22 protein-coding genes are annotated in these 21,913 nt (G+C 59.7%); 15 read left to right on the plus strand and 7 right to left on the minus strand.

Annotation, left to right across the window (positions count from 1 at the left end; all coding sequences use genetic code 11):
• Positions 1-74 precede the first annotated feature (74 nt).
• Both nrdR and ribD read left to right on the plus strand, forming a co-directional pair.
• The gene (nrdR, locus tag ACOYQJ_RS19370) at positions 75-551 is read left to right on the plus strand and encodes a transcriptional regulator NrdR (protein ID WP_422907652.1); all 477 of its coding nucleotides are present in this window, start codon (positions 75-77) and stop codon (positions 549-551) included.
• Positions 548-1,651, plus strand: a complete 1,104-nt coding sequence (gene ribD, locus ACOYQJ_RS19375; protein WP_422907653.1) for a bifunctional diaminohydroxyphosphoribosylaminopyrimidine deaminase/5-amino-6-(5-phosphoribosylamino)uracil reductase RibD — start codon at positions 548-550, stop codon at positions 1,649-1,651. The genes nrdR and ribD overlap by 4 nt, the downstream gene beginning before the upstream one ends.
• A gap of 148 nt (positions 1,652-1,799) precedes the next feature.
• Here the strand turns inward: ribD and ACOYQJ_RS19380 are convergent, their stop codons facing one another.
• The 3 genes from ACOYQJ_RS19380 to ACOYQJ_RS19390 all read right to left on the minus strand — a co-directional run bounded on the left by ACOYQJ_RS19380 (position 1,800) and on the right by ACOYQJ_RS19390 (position 6,376).
• Entirely contained in the window at positions 1,800-3,839 is a 2,040-nt protein-coding gene (locus tag ACOYQJ_RS19380) for a capsule polysaccharide biogenesis protein (protein WP_422907654.1), read from the minus strand.
• 5 nt (positions 3,840-3,844) lie between these two features.
• Complete coding sequence (locus ACOYQJ_RS19385; protein WP_422907655.1) at positions 3,845-4,990, minus strand: polysaccharide biosynthesis/export family protein; 1,146 nt, start codon at positions 4,988-4,990, stop codon at positions 3,845-3,847.
• A gap of 93 nt (positions 4,991-5,083) precedes the next feature.
• Positions 5,084-6,376, minus strand: a complete 1,293-nt coding sequence (locus tag ACOYQJ_RS19390) for a capsule polysaccharide biogenesis protein (protein WP_422907656.1) — start codon at positions 6,374-6,376, stop codon at positions 5,084-5,086.
• Between the two features lie 93 nt (positions 6,377-6,469).
• Between ACOYQJ_RS19390 and ACOYQJ_RS19395 the strand changes: the two genes are divergently transcribed.
• Complete coding sequence (locus ACOYQJ_RS19395; protein WP_422907657.1) at positions 6,470-7,057, plus strand: riboflavin synthase; 588 nt, start codon at positions 6,470-6,472, stop codon at positions 7,055-7,057.
• A 5-nt stretch (positions 7,058-7,062) separates the two neighbouring features.
• On the opposite strand, the gene ACOYQJ_RS19400 is transcribed toward ACOYQJ_RS19395, so the two are convergent.
• From ACOYQJ_RS19400 to ACOYQJ_RS19410, 3 genes are all read right to left on the minus strand, one after another.
• Positions 7,063-8,124, minus strand: coding sequence for a YeeE/YedE family protein (locus ACOYQJ_RS19400; RefSeq protein WP_422907658.1), 1,062 nt, complete (start codon positions 8,122-8,124; stop codon positions 7,063-7,065).
• An 87-nt stretch (positions 8,125-8,211) separates the two neighbouring features.
• A complete protein-coding gene (locus ACOYQJ_RS19405; protein ID WP_422907659.1) occupies positions 8,212-8,556 on the minus strand; it encodes an ArsR/SmtB family transcription factor in 345 nt (114 codons plus the stop codon).
• Positions 8,557-8,567: 11 nt separating this feature from the next.
• A complete protein-coding gene (locus tag ACOYQJ_RS19410; RefSeq protein ID WP_422907660.1) occupies positions 8,568-8,948 on the minus strand; it encodes a thioredoxin fold domain-containing protein in 381 nt (126 codons plus the stop codon).
• 73 nt (positions 8,949-9,021) lie between these two features.
• On the opposite strand from ACOYQJ_RS19410, the gene ACOYQJ_RS19415 reads away from it, so the two are divergent.
• From ACOYQJ_RS19415 to ACOYQJ_RS19460, 10 genes are all read left to right on the plus strand, one after another.
• Positions 9,022-9,759, plus strand: coding sequence for a cytochrome c biogenesis CcdA family protein (locus tag ACOYQJ_RS19415; RefSeq protein WP_422907661.1), 738 nt, complete (start codon positions 9,022-9,024; stop codon positions 9,757-9,759).
• Between the two features lie 15 nt (positions 9,760-9,774).
• Positions 9,775-10,350, plus strand: coding sequence for a thioredoxin family protein (locus ACOYQJ_RS19420; RefSeq protein WP_422907662.1), 576 nt, complete (start codon positions 9,775-9,777; stop codon positions 10,348-10,350).
• 135 nt (positions 10,351-10,485) lie between these two features.
• Positions 10,486-10,962, plus strand: a complete 477-nt coding sequence (soxX, locus tag ACOYQJ_RS19425) for a sulfur oxidation c-type cytochrome SoxX (RefSeq protein WP_422907663.1) — start codon at positions 10,486-10,488, stop codon at positions 10,960-10,962.
• A 27-nt stretch (positions 10,963-10,989) separates the two neighbouring features.
• On the plus strand, positions 10,990-11,406 hold the full coding sequence (gene soxY, locus ACOYQJ_RS19430; protein WP_422907664.1) for a thiosulfate oxidation carrier protein SoxY: 417 nt from the start codon (positions 10,990-10,992) through the stop codon (positions 11,404-11,406).
• A 19-nt stretch (positions 11,407-11,425) separates the two neighbouring features.
• Positions 11,426-11,755, plus strand: a complete 330-nt coding sequence (gene soxZ, locus ACOYQJ_RS19435; RefSeq protein WP_422907665.1) for a thiosulfate oxidation carrier complex protein SoxZ — start codon at positions 11,426-11,428, stop codon at positions 11,753-11,755.
• A 60-nt stretch (positions 11,756-11,815) separates the two neighbouring features.
• Positions 11,816-12,661: a sulfur oxidation c-type cytochrome SoxA gene (gene soxA, locus ACOYQJ_RS19440; RefSeq protein WP_422907666.1), complete on the plus strand. Its 846-nt coding sequence runs from the start codon at positions 11,816-11,818 to the stop codon at positions 12,659-12,661.
• 105 nt (positions 12,662-12,766) lie between these two features.
• Positions 12,767-14,464 carry a thiosulfohydrolase SoxB gene (gene soxB, locus ACOYQJ_RS19445; RefSeq protein WP_422907667.1) on the plus strand — a complete coding sequence of 566 codons (1,698 nt, stop codon included), beginning with the start codon at positions 12,767-12,769 and terminating at the stop codon, positions 14,462-14,464.
• Between the two features lie 29 nt (positions 14,465-14,493).
• Positions 14,494-15,771 (plus strand): sulfite dehydrogenase, encoded by a 1,278-nt coding sequence (soxC, locus tag ACOYQJ_RS19450; RefSeq protein WP_422907668.1) that lies wholly within the window; start codon positions 14,494-14,496, stop codon positions 15,769-15,771.
• Positions 15,755-16,987, plus strand: coding sequence for a c-type cytochrome (locus ACOYQJ_RS19455; RefSeq protein ID WP_422907669.1), 1,233 nt, complete (start codon positions 15,755-15,757; stop codon positions 16,985-16,987). The genes soxC and ACOYQJ_RS19455 overlap by 17 nt, the downstream gene beginning before the upstream one ends.
• A gap of 570 nt (positions 16,988-17,557) precedes the next feature.
• Positions 17,558-18,475: a cation diffusion facilitator family transporter gene (locus tag ACOYQJ_RS19460; protein WP_422907670.1), complete on the plus strand. Its 918-nt coding sequence runs from the start codon at positions 17,558-17,560 to the stop codon at positions 18,473-18,475.
• Here ACOYQJ_RS19460 and ACOYQJ_RS19465 read toward each other — a convergent pair.
• Positions 18,472-19,686 (minus strand): FAD-binding domain-containing protein, encoded by a 1,215-nt coding sequence (locus tag ACOYQJ_RS19465; RefSeq protein WP_422907671.1) that lies wholly within the window; start codon positions 19,684-19,686, stop codon positions 18,472-18,474. The genes ACOYQJ_RS19460 and ACOYQJ_RS19465 overlap by 4 nt on opposite strands.
• Positions 19,687-19,851: 165 nt before the next feature.
• On the opposite strand from ACOYQJ_RS19465, the gene ACOYQJ_RS19470 reads away from it, so the two are divergent.
• Together ACOYQJ_RS19470 and clpX are read left to right on the plus strand one after the other, a co-directional pair.
• Positions 19,852-20,487, plus strand: coding sequence for an ATP-dependent Clp protease proteolytic subunit (locus tag ACOYQJ_RS19470; protein ID WP_422907672.1), 636 nt, complete (start codon positions 19,852-19,854; stop codon positions 20,485-20,487).
• A gap of 158 nt (positions 20,488-20,645) precedes the next feature.
• Positions 20,646-21,911 carry an ATP-dependent Clp protease ATP-binding subunit ClpX gene (gene clpX / locus ACOYQJ_RS19475; protein ID WP_422907673.1) on the plus strand — a complete coding sequence of 422 codons (1,266 nt, stop codon included), beginning with the start codon at positions 20,646-20,648 and terminating at the stop codon, positions 21,909-21,911.
• The last annotated feature ends 2 nt before the right edge of the window (positions 21,912-21,913 follow it).

Raw genomic sequence — 21,913 nt, forward strand, 5'->3', positions numbered from 1 at the left:
GTGGCTGTGGATAAGTGGGGGCAAACCCCGCAATCAGGCACAAAGAGCAGAAAAAAGACGAGGGGGGACGGCCAATGCGCTGCCCGTTTTGCGGAAATATCGACACTCAAGTTAAAGATTCCCGGCCGGCCGAAGACCATGTCGCCATTCGCCGCCGACGTTTCTGCCCCGCATGTGGTGGGCGCTTTACAACTTATGAACGTGTGCAGTTGCGCGACCTCGTAGTGATCAAGTCCAACGGTCGGCGCGAGGATTTCGACCGGGACAAGCTGGAACGCTCGATCCGGATCGCGCTGCAGAAACGGCCACTTGATCCTGAACGCATTGATCAGATGATTTCTGGGATCGTGCGACGACTTGAAAGCATGGGCGAAACCGACATCAGCTCGCACCAGATCGGTGAGATCGTGATGGAAACGCTTGCCCGGATCGACACCGTTGCCTACGTGCGGTTTGCCAGCGTTTACAAGAACTTCCAGGCGGCTGATGATTTCGACAAATTCGTCAGCGAATTGCGCCCGGACGTACCGGAAGCCCCGGCCGAGAAGTGAGCCGGACAGATGCCCACCATATGGCCCATGCTCTAAGCTTGGGCCGCCGTGGGATGGGCAAATGCTGGCCCAACCCGGCTGTCGGTTGCGTGATTGTCCGCGACGGGCGCATTGTCGGGCGCGGTTGGACGCAACCGGGCGGGCGTCCTCACGCGGAAACGCAGGCGCTTGCTATGGCCGGGCAGGCGGCGCGTGGTGCCACTGCCTATGTCACGCTTGAACCCTGCGCCCATCACGGACAGACCCCGCCCTGCGCCGGTGCCTTGATCGATGCAGGTGTCACCCGGGTTGTGGCATCGGTGTCCGACAGCGACCCGCGCGTTGCGGGGCAAGGTTTTGACATGTTGCGCGGCGCCGGGATCGAGGTGACGACAGGTGTGCTGGCCGAGCAGGCCGCACAAGATCACGCCGGGTTTTTTCTGAAGGTGGAACAGGGGCGACCTTGGCTGACCCTGAAGCTTGCCATGAGCCTTGATGGCCGGATCGCGACCGCCACGGGGGAAAGCCAATGGATCACGGGACCGCTGGCGCGCCGCGCCGTACACGGGCTGCGCAACATCCATGACGCTGTGATGGTTGGTGGCGGCACCGCCCGCGCCGACGATCCTTCATTGACCGTGCGAGGCTTTGGGGCGGTGCACCAGCCGACGCGCGTGATTGTCTCTCGGTTTCTGGATCTGCCCTTGATGGGCCAGCTGGCCCGAACCGCGAAAGAGGTACCGGTCTGGATCTGTCACGGCCCGAATGCTGCCCCCGAATTGCTGCGCACATGGGAAGGGCTTGGCGCCCGATTGATCCCCTGCGGATTGCACGGCGGTCGCGTTGCCCCCGTTTCCTTGATGACCGCGCTGGGACAAGCCGGCCTTACCCGCGTGTTCTGCGAAGGCGGCGGTCAATTGGCGGCGTCGCTTCTGGCGGCTGATATGGTGGACGAGTTACATGTCTTTACCGCCGGGCTGGCGCTGGGGGCCGAAGGGCATCCCGGTCTTGGTGCCTTGGGTGTCGAAAGACTGGCCGCAGCACCTCGTTTTCAGCTTGTGGATGTCTCGGTGGAGGGTGAGGACATTCGGCACGTCTGGCGCCGCAGTGCAGCGAGTTAAAAGTGGCGTTGCGTCAACGGGTTGCCCTTCGGGGTTGATCTGAGACGCGCGCATGATTTCTGCGGTGGAAAAGTTGGAAAACTTCTTCTGCGTCAAGGGTTTGTTAACGCAGCTTAACCAAGTGGCCAAACCTGTGACGCCAAGCCCTTCAGTTCCGCCACAGATGCGCCCGGCTGGCGAATAGTCCCTGCAGTTTCGAAAGGCTTCGGTTGAACGGCCCCGGCTTGGGCAGGTCGTTTGCTTCAAGGCGGTCGACGATGACTTCGACCGGACAAGGCAGACCGCTGCGCGGATCGCGATATCTGGGATAGTCAATCAGGGTGGCGTGAACCAAGGCTTCGAGACTGGGGCGCGGGCCGATCAGCCTGCGGTCTGGGATTGGCCCCTTGTCCTGAGTCAGCCCCCATCCGGCATAAAACGGTACACCCAGGGTGGTCACGCGACAGTCCCGCAGGAGCGCTTCGAACCCGGTCAGCGAAGTTAGGGTCCAGACTTCATCGACGTGATCCAGTAGCGGGGCGATGGGCGCGTTCGACAGGGTCAGATCGGCCCAAAGTTCGGGGTTCTCCACATGGCCGCTGCGCAACCCCGCCTCTACATCCGGGTGAGGTTTCCACAAAAGCACGGCATCCGGGTTGGCCTTGCGGGTCAGGCGCAACAGCTCGGCATTCGACTGAATTTCCGGGCTGCCTTTGAGGATCGAGGCGTCATCTTCGACCTGTCCGGGAACAAGAATACGATGCCCGACGGGCAATGTGGGTAACTCTCCGGATAGATTGTATTTAGACAAGTTGTGGACAGCAATTCGAGATATCAGGGCATGTACACGTTCGATTTGGTCCGGGCGAATATCCGTCGCTCTTTGTTGGATAAGCTGTTCGAGCCGCGATGGGCGGGCAGGATTGTAGTAAACGCCAAGATCATCCACGACCAAGGACAAAGGCGGGGTCAGCGCGGCGCCCAGCCCGCGTGAGCGTAAAAAACCATCTTCTACCCGCGCGGCATCGTCATCCTGCGCTTTATTGGCCCAAACCATGCGACGGCGCCTATCCTGCTCCGCGATGGCGCGGGATTTGTCCACATCATCTTCGAAACGCAACCTGCGGTGTTTGCCAAAAAACTTCTGTAGGTGCGATCTTTTCCACAGGCGCATGCCCTCGGCGACCCACCCTTGCCGATCTTCGCGCCATGCGCGGGTCTGGGCCTCAAGCGCGCCCAGGACGTCTTCGATCTCACACAGGCGATCATGGTAGGGATCGTACCAACGCGGATAGAGGATCATCGCCGCGGCAAAAAGCTGGGCGCGGGTCAGGTTGCGTTGGCGTCGGGCGACAGGTGTCTCGTCCTGGGTCAAGCCCCAGCCTGCGTAGAACGGCGCGCCGAAAACGCGCGGCTTGTGGCCCGCGAGGATCGCTTCAAAGCCCATTTGCGAGGACACCGTATAAACCGCTGTCGCGCCTTCCAGAATTTGCCATGGAGCCGCGGGCGTATCGCAAAGCGTGATGTTTCCGCCTGTATCGCTGTCCTGAAAATGACCAGGGCGATGGCCGGCGGTGGTTTCCGGGTGGGTTTTCAAAACGATCCGGGCGCCGGGATGCTCTTCGCGGGCGACGAAGAGCATTTCCAGAAAGCGGTTGCGGTCCGCCCCTGAGGCACGAACCGACGCGTCGCCTTGCGTCTGGTCGATCACCAGCACATAGCCGGGGTCCGGTAGTTCCAGATCCAGCCGGGTGGCGCTGTACTTGGACAATTGCGCGTCGCGCATGCGAGCAATGGCGCCGCGTGCGCGATTCAGTAGGGCGCTGTCATCCAGCGGATTGGTCGCCAGCAAAGTTTCAAGATCCGATGGGCTGCGGCCATCGAAGTGCACCCCGGAATGGTCAATCAACAGCCCCAAAGGCGGCTCACCGGATCTACCCGGATATAGTGAGCGCAGGAAAGCGTCTTCGATCCGCACCAATGGCGTGCCGTGTTTGGTTGCCATGGCTTCGCCGCGATGGGAATAGGGCGATTGCCCCCAAACACCGACCAAATCCTCTGGCCCGGGGCGGCCAAGAGACAGGCGGTAGCCGCACAAGCTGAGGATCCGCCGTAGTCGGCGTTGTGTCAGAAACCCGCCGTTGTAAATGAAAAGACGCCGGGGGTTTTCTGCCCCGGCGTTTTCCGTTCCGTCAGACCCGTGAGGCAAGGGCGTTAGCCTCCGCCAAGGGTCGTGGCCGCAGAGGAAACGGTGCTGACCGCCCCCAGTGTTCCCGTCAACGCGGCGATGGTTTTGTTCCACTGGGTGAAAGGCGCCTCGGTTACGTAGATGGTGTCCTGATCGCGAATGACAAAATCGCGTGCCATGAACATGCCGTTCGGCTGGGTCAGGTCAAGCACATAGACAAGACGCTGCGCGCCGATCAGATCGTTGCGGCCCAGGACCTGATTGGCGATTTCTGCCGGTTCATTGCGGAAAACAAAGACGCCCGTCGGATCAGCCGAGGAGGACAGCAAGCCGCCGACCTGGGCAATCGCCTCGACGGCGCTAAGCGTTTGGGTTTCAAAAGGAACGCGGGCCTGCGCGCCGGTGGCGCCAAGCGCGGTAAAGGCGCGGCTGTCCTCTTCGACCAGAATGCGATCACCGCCGCGCAGGGCAATGTCGAACTCCGGATGCTTATAAAGGTCCTGGAACCAGATTGTTTCAGTCTTGTTGCCGCGCAGCACTTTGACCTGAGCGATCTCGGGCTGAATCGTAATGCCGCCTGCGCGCGCCAACATGGTGGAAAGGGTGCGGGTCGGGCGTTCGATTGCAAAGACCCCCTGGCCGCCGACTGCGCCGACAAGGCTCACGGTCGAGCCGTCACCCGCCGCGCGGCGCACCTGAACTTGCGGGTCCGGTGTCTGATCTTCCAGCTTTGAGGTGATGATCTGGCGCACACGCTCGGGCGTGTTGCCAGCGGCCTTGATGCGGCCAGCATAGGGAACAAAGATAAAACCTGCGCCATCGACCTGCACTTCTTCAAGGATGGTCGAGTTGGCCGCCGCGCCGGACAATAGCCCGTCATCGACGTTTTCCCAAATGGTCAGGCCAAGCGTGTCACCGGGGCGGATGGTGTCGGAGCCAAGGGTGTCGGCGTTCTTGAAGGCTTCGGAAAAGCCCAGGGCCGGGACGACGGCGGTGGTGCGCGTCACCCGATCATTGACCGCGACAATAAAGGCGTCGCCTTCTTGCTGCACCGAGCCAGAAAATATTTCGCGCTTGTTAGGGCCCACGCGGGGCAAGCCGCAAGACGCCAAAACGGACACTGCGGCCAGTAGGGCGACAGACTTCGCCCACCGGGAAGGGGAGTGTTTCACTGCTCGGTCTCCTCGACCTTATGTTCTGCCTCAGTTTTTTCTTTTAACGTACGGGCTTTTCACTGAAAACGCCAGTACTTGAGGCAGGGCAGGCTAGTGCACGACCCGCAACTGTTGCCGTGGCGCCGCGGTCCCGCGCCGCAACGCATCATAGGGATCATCTGGCGCAAGCATCATGTCGACCACTTGCCGCAACAATTGGCGGCGCCCGCGAGCCGAGTAAAAACCGCCGGGAAGCTGCGAAGTTTCAAGCAGATAGCGGCGGTAGTCCTTATAGGCGTGCATGTTGGGACGCGAAGGTGTGCTGAAGAATTCCGGCAAAGCCTGGGTCGAGACGAACTCGGGCTTGGAATAGACCGCGTCGCCGAAAACCTTGAGCGGAATGCCGCGCCAAAGAACCTGTTGCGCGGCGGTTGAATTGACAGTGACCGCGGTACGCGCATCGTTCAAAAGCTGTGCCAGCTTGCCGCCGCGCACGTAATGCACCCTGTCCGAAACTCCCTGCGCCTTGGCAAAATCGCGGATCTTGCGGCGCACGTTCACCCGCCCGTCTTCCAGTGGATGGGCCTTGAAGACCAGATGGTGGTGGCCCGGCGCGCCCTCGGCAAAGCCGGCGATGACCAGTTCGAGAAACTCGGAAATTGTGGTGAAGGGCGAGTGTTTCTGGAACGAGCTGTCATGTTCCAGTTGCATCAACGCCAGATGATAGGGAAAGCCACCCAGCCTGATCCGCGTCGTGGCGACCACGCGATCGGCCCAGGTGAAGGGCATGAGGGTCAGCCGTTTCAGATACAGCATGAATTCCTGAACAACGGTCAAAGAGCGGTGCGGTTGAAAGTTGCGATAATCGCCGTTTCGGAACATTACGAACCAATGGTACAGCGCGCCGTAAAAGATGTGGTGCCGCATGTCGCCCCAATGGGCCGGGGGCAGGGGGGCCTCCATATCCGACATCTCAAGCGCGCGCTTCATCTGCGCCACGCTCATGTCCATCAGCTTGGAATGCCCGTTCGAGCCGCCCCTTTCATAGGTGACCCAATAGGGGCGCATGTAGCCTTCTTCAAAGACATGGACGATCAACCCGCGTGCTTTGGCCTCTTCCACCGCTTGCGCGTGGATCGGCCGCACATCGCCATACAGCACGATATCGGTCACGCCCTTTTCGGCCAGAAGGTCGAGAAAGGTCGCGCGCCAATCATCCTGTGTGCCGCGGAAGGGGATGTATGTCTTGGGGTGGAACCAGAACGCGCGATCCCCGGCGTTGAAACCCACGCGCCATACTTCGGCCCCCGTCTTGCGCAGCATGGCGCCAAGTCGGTTGAAGAAGGGCCCATGCGGCCCTTGCAGGAACAGGAAGACCCGTTGCTGGCCGGTTGCGTTGCTCATGGTGGCGTTCTATGTCCTTGCCTTGAATGAATTCTTAACGGCACAGTTCGGCAAAAATAAGGCCCGGATTGCGCTCCGCATGGAGATGAGAGCATGTTCACTGGCATCGTAACGGATATGGGCGAGATCCGCGAGCTTGAGCAGCGCGGTGACCTGCGTGCCCGGATTGGCACATCTTACGATACTTCGGGGATCGAGATCGGTGCGTCGATTGCCTGTGACGGTGTCTGCCTGACGGTGATCGCGCTTGGGGATGATTGGTTCGACATGGAAATCAGCGCCGAGACGGTTTCGAAAACCAACCTCGACCTGTGGACCAAGGGGCGTCGGATCAATCTTGAGCGTGCGCTCAAGGTCGGAGACGAACTGGGGGGGCATATCGTCTCGGGGCATGTGGATGGCGTGGCCGAAGTGATCGAGATCCGCGATGAAGGGGACAGCACGCGCGTCACGCTTCGCGCACCGGAACACCTTGCCCGGTTTATCGCGCCCAAGGGCTCGGTGGCGCTGAACGGCACCTCGCTTACAGTCAACGAAGTGAACGGGTGTGATTTCGGTATCAACTTCATTCCGCACACCAAGCAGGTCACCACCTGGGGCAATGTCGCGCTTGGCGACCGTGTGAACCTCGAGATCGACACGCTGGCGCGGTACGTGGCGCGACTTCAGGAATTTTCCTGAGCGCTTCACTCGGCTGGTTGGAAGCCTATGATCAGCTGACGTAGGCCAAGGGCCGCACCGGCAAAGATGGCGGCAAAGGTGACTGGCGCGGAAAAGGCCAATACGGAAAAGGCGCTGAGGCCCTGACCTATGGAGCAGCCAAGAGCCACGACGGCCCCCGCGCCCATCAATGCAGCCCCGACGATTTGGCGGCGCAATTCGCGCGGATCTTCGCAGGCTTCCCAGCGGAAATGCCCCTTGATCAACGATCCGGCAAAGGCCCCTGCCCAGACGCCCGCCACCGAGCCGACCGCAAAGGACAAGGGTCGTGCCGAGCCGGTCATCCACCACAGGATGGATTCGCCCAAAGGTGCGGCAAAGCTGTGCGAAACAACCGGCAGCCCTTCAAAGCCTGTGCGCGCGACCCAGGCGGTTCCCGCCCAGCCGATGATCACGCCAAGTCCGACAATAGCGGCCCAGAACACCTGTGAGGGTTTCTTCCACAACACCCGAGAGGCGGCGGAAAACCCCAGAAGGATCAAGCCGATGGCCATGCCGATCATGTTGACCGACAGTCCGGTGGCTGATCCCAGAAAATGCGCGATGCCAGGCGTGGCCTCGCCTGCGTGGACCTCAACCTGAGGGAACGCCATGGCGCGCAAAGGCGCCAGCGGGCCGGACAGCACAACGTAGGTCGACACGCCCATCACCAGAACAATGACAAAGCTCCGCAGATCGCCGCCGCCCAGACGCGCAATCGCGCCATAGCCGCAGTTCCCGGACAGCGCCATTCCATAGCCAAACGTCAGCCCGCCCAGAACCGAGGCAAGTGGCATCCAGCGGATCGACAGGTAATAGGTGCTGGTTCCCTCGAGCAGCCCAGTGGCCATCAGTCCGAAGCTGCCAAGGATGGCAAACCCGATGGCAACGCCCCACATACGAATCCGGGTGGTTGATCCGCCGTACAAGGCGTCTTCGATTGCGCCAAGGGTGCAAAACCGCCCCAGTCGGGCAGCAAGGCCCAGACACAGACCGCCGATCAGGCCAAACAAGGCCACCTGATGGTGTTCTGAAAGCATATCCAGCATGCCGGGGTCTCCTCCTGACCTGACAAGATCCGAGTATGGGCTGCTGCGGGCCATCAGGCAAGATTGCTCGTGGATCAGGGGCCGGTTTCAGCCTTCGTCCTGGCAGAAGAGCTTGTAGACGCATTCCAGCATTTGCCGGGGCTTGTCATCGGCCAGCCGGTAATAAATCGCCTTGCCTTCGCGCCGGGGGATCACCAGCCCTTCTAAACGCAGGCGCGACAGCTGTTGGCTGACGGCGGCCTGACGGGCGGAAAGCAGATCTTCCAGCTCGGTCACGGATTTCTCGCCGGTGACGAGGTGGCACAGGATCATCAGGCGACCTTCGTGGCTGATGGCCTTGAGGAAAGAGGATGCCAACGTCGCTTTTTCCACGATCGCGTCGAGTTCATCGTCGCTGAGATCGTCGTGCAGAACGGGAAGGGCTTGGCTCATCGTCCTTTTCCTCAATTGGTGACCGGTTCGAAATCGGTGTGATCTTCTAGCAGTTTGGCATAAATGGGCCAAAAGAAATCTTCGCCGACATAACCTTCCATGCGAGCAATCTCCACCCCGTCATCAATCAGGATGAAGGTCGGGGTAAAGTTGACGCGCCGGGAATAGGTGATCCCCTCGGGCGGGCCCATATGCAGATCGGCGCGGATCAGCGGGGCAAAGCGGCCCTCGGCGGTCTTGGCATAGGCAGGGAAAATCTGATCGTCCCACGCCGCGCAGTAGGCGCAGCCGGGCTGTTCTACCATTACCAACTGGATCTCTCCGGCCCATGTCGAAGTGCCGAGAATGCCAACGCTGAGAGCCGCCGCCTGAAGGATCGCTTTGAATGCCATTGCGCACCGAATGTCTATTGACTGACGTAATTGATAATATGAATATGTGAATTGTTCAAGGAAAGGCACGCATGTGTTCGATATTTCTTTTGCAGGCGCAGCATTGGCGGGCCTGTTGAGCTTTTTTACGCCCTGTGTTCTTCCGATGGTGCCGTTTTACCTGTGCTACATGGCGGGCATTTCGATGTCCGAGCTGCGCGACGACAGCGGAATCACTCCGGGCGCGCAGAAACGTCTGATCATCTCGGCGATCTTTTTCGCCGCCGGTGTCACTACGATCTTTGTTCTGTTGGGCATGGGGGCGACGGCCATCGGGCAGGCCTTTGCGGACTGGAAGCAACCGCTGTCCTATGTCGCGGCGGCGGTGCTGTTTGTATTTGGCTTGCACTTTCTGGGCATCATCAAGATCGGCCTTCTGTATCGCGAGGCGCGGTTGGAAAGCGCGGCTGAGCCGACCACGGTGCTGGGCGCCTATGTGATGGGACTGGCCTTTGGCTTTGGCTGGACGCCCTGCGTCGGCCCGGCGCTGGCCTCGATTCTGATGATCGCCAGCGGCATGGGCGACGTGTTCCGCGGCGGGCTTTTGCTATTCGTCTATGGCGTCGGGATGACCGCGCCATTCGTGATCGCGGCGCTGTTTTCCGGGCCCTTCCTGAAATGGACTGCGCGGCATCGCAGCAAGTTGCAGTACGTTGAGAAGGTCATGGGGGCGATGCTGATTCTCTTTGCAATCCTGATTGCAACTAACAGTGTTAATGTGATCGCTCAGTGGATGATCGATACATTCCCCAGCTGGACTTCGCTGAGTTAAACAGGAGAGGACCGAATGAGACATTGGATAGGCGCGGGTCTTGCACTTTTGATGGCCATGCCCGCTTTGGCCGAAGTTGGCGATGACGGTTTGCACAAAGAACCGTGGTTCCACGACACCTTCAAGGACTTGCGCGAAGATCTCGGTGAGGCGAATGCCGAAGGCAAGCGTCTGGTGCTTTTCGTCGAACAGCGCGGCTGCATCTACTGCAAGAAGATGCACGAAGAGGTCTTCGCCGATCCCGAGGTGCGCGACTACATCGCCGAGAACTTTTTTGCCGTGCAATTGAACCTGCACGGAGACATCGAGGTGGTCGATTTCGACGGGGAATCGCTGGCCGAAAAAGACTTGGCTCGGAAGTGGCGCGTGCTGTTCACACCGAACATCGTATTCATGCCGGAAGAGGTTCCAGAGGGGGCTGCGGGCATCGATTCGGCGGTTGCCGTGATGCCCGGTGCATTCTCCAAGGGGACGACGCTGGACATGTTTACCTGGGTTAACGAGAAGCGGTACGAGCTTGATAACGGAGAGGATTTTCAACGGTATCACGCGCGCCGCATTCGCGAACGCGACGATGGAAAGACGGACTGAGGTGCGACCGATCGGATCAAAAATTCACTTCTGTGAATTTGTTGTTGCGTTACGCGTATCCGGTAGCCTACGGTATACATCAGCCAAAAATGGAGGCGAGGCCCGTAAGGGCTTTGCGAGGCCTAGGGAGGGAAAATGAGGCTTACAGCAATCACGGTAGCGGCAACGCTGATCGCAGGCACGGCTTTCGCCGGTGAGGTCGCGCCCAGCGACGTTCAGTTCGGTGAATATGGTGAAGTCGAAGTGTCACTGTCGGGCATGCCTGGCAATGCCGCAAACGGCGCAGTGATCATGGGTGACAAGGGGCAGGGCAACTGCGTTTCCTGCCATCAATTGTCGGCACTTGCAGATGTTCCGTTCCAGGGCGAAGTCGGCCCGGTTCTCGATGGCATCGGCGATGTCCGATCCGAAGCGGAACTGCGGGGTATCGTCGCCAACGCGAAAAAGACGTTCGAAGGATCGGTCATGCCGGCCTTCTACAAGACCGAAGGCTTTATCCGTCCGGGTGACGCCTATACCGGCAAAGCCCCCAAGGGCGACCTGCCGCCGATCCTCTCGGCGCAGGATATCGAAGATGTGGTCGCTTTCCTGCTGACGCTCAAGGATAGCTGATTAACTAAGGTTCTAAGGAGAAAGACGATGGAATTTACTCGTCGCGAAACGCTGGCACTCGGTGCTGGTGCTGCGCTGATGACCTTCCTTCCGTTCCGCGCGAATGCGGCAGTGGAGGATGTCATCAATGAATTCACCGGCGGTGCTGCCGTTGCCGAGGGCGGTGTCGATTTGGACGCCCCGGAAATCGCCGAAAACGGCAACACGGTTCCGATTTCCGTGGCATCCGAGGGGGCAACGGCCATCCTGCTGCTGGCAGCTGGCAACCCGACCCCGGGCGTGGCCAAGTTCACCTTTGGTCCTCTGGCGGCATCGCAGAGCGCATCGACCCGTATCCGCCTTGCCGGTACGCAGGACGTTATTGCGATCGCTCAACTGGCGGACGGCACGTTCGGCCGCGCTTCCAAGACCGTGAAGGTCACCATCGGCGGCTGCGGCGGCTAAGTTAGAGGAGATTTGAACAATGGCATCTGGTGTCAAACCCCGCGTCAAAGTCCCGAAAAAAGCTGCTGCTGGTGAGGCAATCACCATCAAGTCGCTGATTTCCCACAAAATGGAATCGGGTCAGCGCAAAGACGGCGACGGCAATATCATCCCTCGCTCGATCATCAATCGCTTTACCTGCGACTTCAACGGCCAGAACGTGATCGATATCACGCTCGAGCCTGCGATCTCGACCAACCCGTACTTCGAATTCGAGGCGACCGTTCCGGAAGCCGGTGAGTTCAAGTTCACTTGGTACGACGACGACGGCGACGTCTATGAGTCGACCAATGCGGTTGCGGTTGGCTAATGGCAAACACCTGCTCTGCCATCTTGGCGGGGCAGGTCGCCTAAAGGGAGGGAATATATAATGAAATTCAAGGCACTGACGGCTGTTGTCGCTCTGCTAGCCGCCCCCATGGTCATGGCGGGTGGTGCTGATGACGATACGCTTGTCATCAACGGCGATCTTGAGATCGTGACCAAGACCACCGCGCCAGCGCATGCGGACAACCTGACCGAGATCATCTCGGGCTGGCACTTTCGCGACGATGGCACCCAGGCCATGGAGATGGACGACTTTGACAACCCGGGCATGATCTTCGTCGATCAGGCACGCGACGTCTGGGCGACTGCCGAAGGCACCGAAGGCAAATCCTGCGCGGATTGCCACGGCGCCCCCGAGGACATGGCTGGCGTCAAGCCCGTCTATCCCAAATGGAACGAGGCCGCTGGCGAAGTCCGCACTCTGCAAATGCAGGTGAATGACTGTCGGACCAACCGCATGGGCGCCGATGCCTGGAAATACGACAGCGGTGACGCCATCAATATGGAGGCACTTCTGGCCTCCGTGTCGCGTGGTCTGCCGGTGAACGTGGCCATTGACGGCCCGGCAGCAGAGACTTGGGCCAAGGGTAAGGAAATGTACTATACCCGCTTTGGCCAGCTGGAACTTTCCTGTGCCAACTGCCACGAGCAGAACTACGGCAACTATATCCGCGCCGACCACCTGTCGCAGGGGCAGATCAATGCTTTCCCGGCGTATCGCCTGAAAAACGCAAAACTGAACGGCATCCAAGACCGCTTTAAGGGCTGCGTGCGCGACACCCGTGCAGAAACCTTCAGCCCCGGTTCGGACGAGTTCATCGCTCTGGAGCTTTACGTCGCTTCGCGCGGCAACGGCCTGTCGGTCGAAGGCCCCTCGGTTCGGAACTGAACCTAACCGAAACCCCGCGTCCTGCGAGGGGCGCGGGGTTTCTTCCACTTAACTTATTCACACATGCGAATGTGTGTCGCGAGTGAGCAAAGAAAGACCCTCCCCATGATCTCAAGACGCGATTTCCTGCAAGTGTCCATGGCGGCCTCGGCGATGGTCGGGGCCTCTGGATTTGGCAACTGGTCCCGGCTGGCCGCTCAGCAGAGCCTGACACAGGACCAGCTTCTGCAATTCGACACCTTCGGCAACGTGAGCCTCATTCACATCACCGACATTCATGCGCAGATCAAACCGATCTATTTCCGTGAACCGTCGATCAATATCGGCGTCGGCGGAAACAAGGGCGCCGTACCGCATGTGACCGGCGCTGATTTCCGCAAACTATACGGCATCGACGATGGCAGCCCGTCGCATTACGCGCTGTCCTCGGGCGATTTCTCGGCCTTGGCGCAGGCTTATGGCAAAGTCGGGGGACTGGACCGCGTCGCCACTGTGATCAACTCGATCCGTGCCGATCGCCCCGATGCGCTTTTGCTGGATGGCGGCGACACCTGGCATGGCTCTATGACTTGCTACAAGACCGAAGGCCAGGACATGGTCAACGTCATGAATGCGCTCAAGCCTGATGCGATGACCTTCCATTGGGAGTTTACGCTTGGCAGCGACCGCGTGGCCGAGATCGTTCAAAATCTGCCCTTCGCCGCGCTGGGCCAGAACATCTTTGACGCCGAATGGGACGAACCTGCCGAGCTGTTCCCGCCATATAAATTCTTTGAGCGTGGCGGCGTGAAAATCGCGGTGATTGGTCAGGCCTTCCCCTATATGCCCATCGCCAACCCGCGCTGGATGTTCCCGGAATACTCGTTTGGCATCCGCGACGAAAACATGCAGGCCATGGTGGATGAAGTCCGCGCGGCGGGCGCCGAACTGGTGGTTTGTCTGTCGCACAACGGTTTTGACGTGGACAAGCAGATGGCCACCAAGGTCACCGGCATTGACGTCATCCTGTCGGGCCACACCCATGACGCGCTGCCCGAGCCCGTCTTGGTGGGCGAGACGATCATCGTTGCATCGGGCTCGAACGGCAAATTTGTCAGCCGCGTCGATCTGGATGTGCGCGACGGTCGGATGATGGGTTTCCGCCACAAGCTGATCCCGATTTTCTCGGATGTCATCACACCCGACGCCGAGGTCACCAAGGTGATCGACGAGCAGCGCGCGCCCTTCAAGGAAGAACTGGAAGAGGTGATCGGCCAGACCGATACGCTGCTGTATCGCCGCGGCAACTTCAACGGCAGCTGGGATGACCTGATCTGCGACGCCCTGATTTCCGAACGCGAGGCGGACATCGCGATGTCGCCCGGCGTGCGTTGGGGCCCGAGCCTGATCCCCGGCGATAACATCACCCGCGAGGACATCTGGAACGTCACCTCAATGACCTACGGTGAGGCTTACCGCTCGGAAATGACGGGCGAATTCATCAAGGTGATCCTTGAGGACGTGGCCGACAACATCTTTAACCCGGACCCCTATTACCAACAGGGCGGCGACATGGTGCGCATCGGGGGTATGGCTTATCGCTGTGATGTGTCCAAGCCACAAGGCGAGCGCATCAGTGACATGACGCTGCTCAAGACGGGCGAAGCAATCGATCCGGCCAAGACCTACATGGTCGCGGGCTGGGCATCCGTGAACGAGGGCACCGAGGGGCCGCAGATTTGGGACGTGGTGGAAAGCCACATCCGCAAGCTGGGGACCGTCACACTGGAGCCCAACAATTCGGTCGAGGTGGTGGGCATCTGAGGCCCGCCTGCTTGGAAGGAGAGAAAACGATGACCACTGAGAACAAAGGCCCTTCGCGCCGCAAGTTCCTGACCAGCGCTGCGGCTCTGGGGGCAGGGACGGTTGCGGCCACGGCTGCACGGGCCGCTGGCCCGGACCCGCTGATCACCGAGGTGCAGCCTTGGGCCAACGGCTTTGGCGACGGCGTTGACGCCACGCCTTACGGCCTGCCGATCAAATTCGAAGACGATGTGATCCGCCGTAACGTGGAATGGCTGACCGCCGACACGATTTCTTCGATCAACTTCACGCCGATCCACGCGCTGGATGGCACGATCACCCCGCAGGGTTGCGCGTTCGAGCGTCACCACTCGGGCGCGATTGAGCTGGCGAAAAGCGACTATCGCCTGATGATCAACGGTCTTGTCGATAAGCCGCTGATCTTCTCGTACGAAGATCTGGAACGGTTCCCGCGCGAAAATCACACCTATTTCCTAGAATGCGCGGCCAACACCGGCATGGAGTGGGCGGGCGCACAGCTGAACGGCGCGCAGTTTACTCACGGCATGATCCACAACATGGAATACACTGGCGTGCCGCTGCGCACCATTCTGGCCGAGGCCGGTCTGGATGCAGCGGGGGATCTCAAGGACAAGTGGGTTTATGTCGAGGGCGCGGATGCCTCTTCGAACGGCCGCTCGATCCCGATGGAAAAGGCGATGGACGATGTGCTGGTGGCCTTCAAGGCCAACGGCGAAGCGCTGCGCAAGGAACATGGCTACCCGGTCCGCCTTGTGGTTCCCGGTTGGGAAGGCAACATGTGGGTCAAGTGGTTGCGCCGCGTCGAGGTCATGGATGGCCCCGTCGAGTCGCGCGAAGAAACCTCCAAGTACACCGACACGTTGGCCGATGGCACATCGCGCAAGTGGACCTGGGTCATGGACGCCAAGTCGGTTGTCACTTCGCCCAGCCCTCAGGCCCCCATCACGCACGGCCACGGCCCGCTGGTCATCACCGGCATGGCATGGTCCGGTCACGGCAAGATCACCCGGGTCGACGTGTCGAAAGATGGCGGCATGACATGGGAAACCGCGCGCCTTGCCAACGCAGGCGAAGACAAGGCCCTGACCCGCTTCTATCTGGACACAACCTGGAACGGCGAAGAGATGCTGCTCCAGTCGCGTGCCATGGATGAAACGGGCTACGTTCAGCCGACCAAGGCTCAGCTGCGCGACGTGCGCGGGCTGAACTCGATCTATCATAACAACTGTATCCAGACCTGGCACGTGAAGGCCAATGGGGAGGCAGAAAATGTCGAAGTCTCTTAAACTCTTTGGCGGCACCGCGATTGGCCTGCTGGCGCTTGGCACAGCCGCCTTCAATTTCGCGGACCGCAGCATCGCGCCCTTCCCGGAAAATCCGCGCACCCTTGCGGCGCTTCCGGCACCAATCCCCGAGCCCGAGGCCCCGGTGCAGGCGGCAGAAACGGCTTCGGCGGACGGCCTTGTGGTCTCTGCAGCCTATGCGGACGAGGCCAGCACTGGCACGCGTTTCGGTCTTGGCCGCGAAGCCTTGCCCGAAGAGGTCGCCGCGTGGAACGTGGATGTCAGCCCTGATGGCACAGGCCTGCCCGACGGGTCAGGCACGGCCGCAGAGGGTGAGCCGATCTTCGAGGAAAACTGTGCTGTGTGCCACGGCTCATTTGCCGAGGGGGTTGATAACTGGCCCAAACTGGCGGGCGGCGACGGCACCCTTGCGGACGATGATCCGCTCAAGACCGTCGGGTCCTACTGGCCTTATCTTTCTACGGTGTGGGACTATGTTCACCGCTCCATGCCCTTTGGCAATGCGCAGACCCTTTCGAATGATGAGGTCTATGCGATCGTGGCCTATATCCTCTACTCCAATGACATCATCGACGATGAGTTCGAGCTGTCTAAAGAGACTTGGGATCAGGTAGAGATGGCAAATGCGGACGGCTTTATCGTCGATGACCGGGCTCAGACCGAGTATCCGATCTGGAGCACAGAGCCTTGCATGGAAAATTGCAAGGACAGCGTCGAGATCACGATGCGCGCGACGGTTCTGGACGTGACCCCGGAAGAAGAAGGTGGAGACACCGCCGCCGCCCCGGTCGAGACACCTGAGCCAGCGCCGGTGGAAGACACAGCGGCAGCGCCGGTCGAAGAGCCTGTCGAGGCTCCGGCAGAAATGGCCGTTGCCGCGCTGGACGCCGATCTGGTGGCCGCTGGCGAGAACGTCTTCAAAAAGTGCAAGGCCTGCCACCAGGTGGGTGAAGGCGCGAAGAACCGGACTGGCCCTGTTCTGAACGGCGTGTTTGGCCGAGAAATCGGCGGTGTTGAGGGCTTCAGGTACTCGGGAACCATGGCCGAGATGGGCGGCGTCTGGGACGAAGAAAGCCTGCACGCTTTCCTGTCCAACCCGCGCGATTACGTGAAGGGCACCAAGATGTCCTTTGCGGGCCTCAAGAAGGACGAGGATTTGGCTGCGATTACGGAATTCCTGAAATCCGTATCTCAGTGATCAGATGAAAACAGGCGCTGGCCCTTTGGGGCTCTGGCCTGCTAGCGGGTCGACCTGATCGCTTTCCTGAAGCGATCCAGATGGGATCAAGTTTAACCCGGCGCAGGAAACCGCGCCGGGTTTTGTCGTATTGAGCCGTCAGCACCGATGCGATTGTCCGCCGGCGAATTTCAAAACCCTCACCATCGGTGCGCCCGAACGCCTATGTGGTCGGGTATTCCGGAATTGTTATCAATTGCCAGTCGGTTGAAGATGAAGCCGAGGCTGGGTGGCCTCGCGCCGTGGGGAAATTTTGCCCAATGGATCGCATCATTTTCATGGCGGGGATTTTCATCCCGCCCGCCAAAGCAACAGTGAGATAACCAATGTCTTTCAGGATTCGAATCGTCATCTTGGGAACCATGCTGGCACTGGCGGCGGGCTTTGGACTTCTGCCGACCTAGCGGGCGGCCGTGAAATTCAGCCGCAACTTGCGGGCAGGTTGCTGAACTTTTTAGGCCCGCGACAAATGGCGGAGCGGATCAAAGGCTTGGTCTTGACCTTTGGGTGCGGCTCAGGCCCACTCCGGCCATGCCCCATGATCATCACCATCACCACATCGATCCCGAGGCCGGCGATCGCCGCGTTGCTGCTGCCGTAGGCGTTAACCTTTTGCTGACCGTCGCGCAGGTCATTGGCGGGATTGTCTCCGGCAGTCTCGCGATGATCGCCGATGCGCTGCACAATTTCAGCGATGCGATCAGCCTGATCATCGCGTTCTGGGCTCGCAAGATTGCGCGACGCCCGGCGGATGCGGCGATGACTTTCGGCTATGGCCGGGCCGAGGTTGTGGCCGCGCTGGTCAATTTGACGACACTCATCGTGATCGGGATTTACCTTGTTTACGAGGCGGTTATGCGGTTCCTGGCGCCAGAGCCGGTGGCCGGTTGGCTGGTTGTCATTATCGCAGGCGTGGCGCTTGTGGTTGATCTGGTGACTGCCGCTTTGACCTATTCGATGTCCAAAAACAGCGTGAATATCCGCGCGGCGTTTCTACATAATGTGGCCGATGCGATGGGCTCGGTTGCGGTGATTGGGGCGGGGACTCTTATCTTGCTGTTCGGCTGGACCTGGGTGGACCCGGCAGTGACGCTCTTGATTGCCGGATATATCCTGTGGATGGCCTTTTCCGAGATTGGCGGCGTGGTGCGCATCCTGATGTTGGGCAGTCCGCCGAAGCTGGCGCCAGAGGCGGTGATCCAAACGGCCGAAGCGGTCGAGGGCGTGCAGGACATGCATCACGCTCATCTGTGGCAGATGGATGAACACCACAGCTCGCTCGAGGCGCATCTGGTGATCGAAGCCGGGTCCTGGGGGCAAGCGGATGCCATCAAGAATGCGGTCAAGCAGCGCCTGTCCGACCAGCACGGGCTGCACCATGTCACGTTGGAACTGGAGTGCGCCGCGCATATCTGCACCGAGGCGCAGCGGATCGGTCATGGCACTTAGGCCGCGCGCAAGCCCCGTAAATCCCCGAGTAGCGAGGGTATCTTTTCCTTGAATTTGAAAAAGCCCGCGGTGGCGTGGGGCCAGGCGTTCAGGTCATGGGCGCGAATGGGGCGGATCACAGGTATCCCTTTGATACTGTTCAGAACTGTCGCATTGGGGCCAACCGGCGCGTAAGGTGTCACGATCTGCTGTGCGCCGATGTCTCGCGCCCATTTTTCCAAAGCTTCTGCGTCATTCAGGCCATGGGTCACAGGCCCCAGTTGATCCTTGCTGCGGGTGCAGGAATCCTCGACTCCGGCGCGCTTCCAAGCGATCACATGCGGTGCCGGGGCCAAGGGTGACAGATCTTCGGGACGGCTGAGCGTCGCGGTGGCTATGGGGGCAAACCCTTGCCGCCAAAGCCACGATGGCGACAGGTCGTCGTCGTGCAGGATCAGGACCGTTGGCAGCGATGGATCAAAATCCGACTGCGCCGGTGGGGAGTGGCGCGGCGGATGCGGCGCCGCATTCGGGGCAGGGGCTTCGGGCGCTAATTCGGACGCAGACGGCGCAAAACGCCCTTCGGTATATTTCTCAATGTTAGTGGCGCGCGCCAGATAGGTTTTGCCTTGCGTTTGCCGCCCCGCCACCCAGCGCCATGACAAGGTGTTCGAGGCCGGATCGCCGTCAAGCAGGTGCCGCAGGAAAAAGTCAGCGCCCAACTCCCAAGGAAGGCGCAGAGTGAATATCCAGATCGAGGCAAACCACATACGGGCATGGTTGTGCAAATAACCGGTCAGCGTCAGTTCCTGTGCCCAGGCATCGAAACAGGCGATCCCGGTATCGCCTTTGCAGGCTGCCTCCCAGCCCGCGCGCAACCCTGACTGGGTCGACACCTCGTCCAATCGTTGGCGCAGGGCGCTTTGATAGGCGGTCCAGACGCCGGGCCGCATTTCAAGCCAGCCTTTCCAGTAAGTTCGCCAAAAGACTTCTTGCACGAATTTTTCAGCGGACTTTGCAGAATGTCGTGCAAGGACGGCAGCTAAAACTTCATCTTCCGTCATGACGCGATGCCGCAGATAGGGCGACAGTGTCGAAACGTACTGATGTTGTCCGATCCCGAGATCAAAATTACGCCGCGCTGCATAGTCGCGCCCGGCCGAAGGGGCAAAATCGGCCAATCTGGCCAGTCCGGCAAGCCGGGTTGGCGGAAAATCATTCAGCGGTCGCATTGATTGCCTCGTCCGTTCATCAGCAATCAGATTTAGGGCTTTGCTCAATCGCGACAAGAACGTGGAATTTTTCAGCGCCCCTTGCGGGTGTCTGGGGCCGGCACTAAGACTCTGGTAACTCCTAAGCCTTAGGCATCCATCAAGACACAAGCAGGCAGGTTCGCGATGAAAGACCCGATTGACGTTTACATGAATACCCTCGTTCCCATGGTGGTCGAACAGACCAGCCGCGGCGAACGTGCTTATGATATCTTTTCGCGACTGTTGAAGGAGCGGATCATTTTCCTCAGCGGGCCGGTGCATGATGGCATGTCCAGCCTTGTGGTTGCACAGCTGCTGCACCTTGAGGCGGAAAACCCCTCCAAGGAAATCTCGATGTATATCAACAGCCCCGGCGGCGTTGTGACCTCGGGTTTGTCGATCTACGACACCATGCAGTACATCAAACCCAAGGTGTCGACTCTGGTGATCGGCCAGGCAGCCTCGATGGGCTCGCTGCTGCTGACCGCCGGTGAGGCTGGCATGCGCTTTTCGCTGCCCAACAGCCGGATCATGGTGCACCAGCCTTCTGGCGGGTATCAGGGGCAGGCGACGGATATCATGATTCATGCTGAAGAGACTCTGAAACTTAAGAAGCGTTTGAACGAAATTTACGTCAAGCACACCGGTCAGACCCTGAAAGCGGTCGAAAACGCGCTTGAGCGGGACAATTTCATGGATCCCGAAGAGGCCAAGAAATGGGGCCTTATTGATGAAATCGTGACGTCTCGCCAGACCGGTGATGACGAGAGCGGTAAGTAAGACAACCGTCCCGCCCCTCTCCGGGGCGGGGCAAACTTTCGGATTGCCCGCCCCGAATGCCTGTCCTAAGCTTACGGACACGGGGCGGTCGGTGCGGAAAGAAACGGCTTGTCGGTTGATCTGAACGAAGGGTCAAGGACAGGCAGGAAAGGTGCAATATGGCGACGAATTCAGGCGGTGACAGCAAAAACACCCTCTACTGCAGCTTCTGCGGCAAAAGCCAGCATGAGGTCCGCAAACTCATCGCCGGGCCGACAGTGTTCATCTGCGATGAATGTGTTGAGCTTTGCATGGACATCATTCGCGAAGAAACCAAGGGCGCTGGCCTGAAGGCTTCGGAAGGTGTGCCTACCCCGCGCGAGATTTGCGATGTGCTAGACGACTATGTGATCGGGCAAGCTACGGCCAAGCGCGTGCTCTCGGTCGCGGTCCACAACCATTACAAACGATTGAACCACGCACAGAAATCCTCGGACATCGAGCTGGCGAAGTCGAACATCCTGCTGATCGGTCCGACGGGTTGCGGCAAGACTCTGCTGGCGCAGACGTTGGCGCGGATTCTGGATGTGCCCTTTACCATGGCGGATGCGACGACCCTGACCGAGGCCGGGTACGTGGGCGAAGATGTCGAAAACATCATCCTCAAGTTGCTTCAGTCGTCGGAATACAATGTTGAACGCGCACAGCGCGGCATCGTTTATATCGATGAGGTCGACAAGATCACGCGCAAGTCCGAAAACCCTTCAATCACCCGTGATGTTTCGGGCGAGGGCGTGCAGCAGGCTTTGCTGAAGCTGATGGAAGGCACCGTAGCTTCGGTGCCGCCGCAGGGCGGGCGCAAGCATCCGCAGCAGGAATTCCTGCAAGTGGACACAACGAACATCTTGTTCATTTGCGGTGGGGCCTTTGCCGGCCTTGACCGGATCATCAAGCAGCGCGGAAAGGGCTCGGCCATGGGCTTTGGCGCCGATGTGCGTGACGACAGCGAAATGGGCGTAGGCGAGACATTTAAGTCGCTTGAGCCCGAAGATCTGCTCAAGTTCGGCCTGATTCCGGAATTCGTTGGCCGTCTGCCAGTTGTGGCGACGCTGGAAGATCTGGATGAAGACGCGCTTGTCACCATTCTGACCCAGCCCAAGAACGCCTTGGTCAAGCAATACCAGCGCCTGTTCGAGATGGAGGACACCGAACTGTCCTTCACCGATGACGCACTTTCGGCGATTGCCAAGAAGGCGATCCAACGGAAGACCGGCGCACGCGGGCTGCGCTCCATCCTCGAAGGCATCCTTTTGGACACGATGTTCGAATTGCCCGGTATGGAAGAAGTGACCGAAGTTGTCGTCAACGAAGAAGCGGTCAATTCCGACGCCAAGCCCTTGATGATTTACGGCGATCAGAAAAAGGAAGAGGCCTCGGCAAGCTGAGG

It is taken from the genome of Pacificoceanicola algae (assembly GCF_049341065.1).
Lineage (GTDB): Bacteria > Pseudomonadota > Alphaproteobacteria > Rhodobacterales > Rhodobacteraceae > Pacificoceanicola.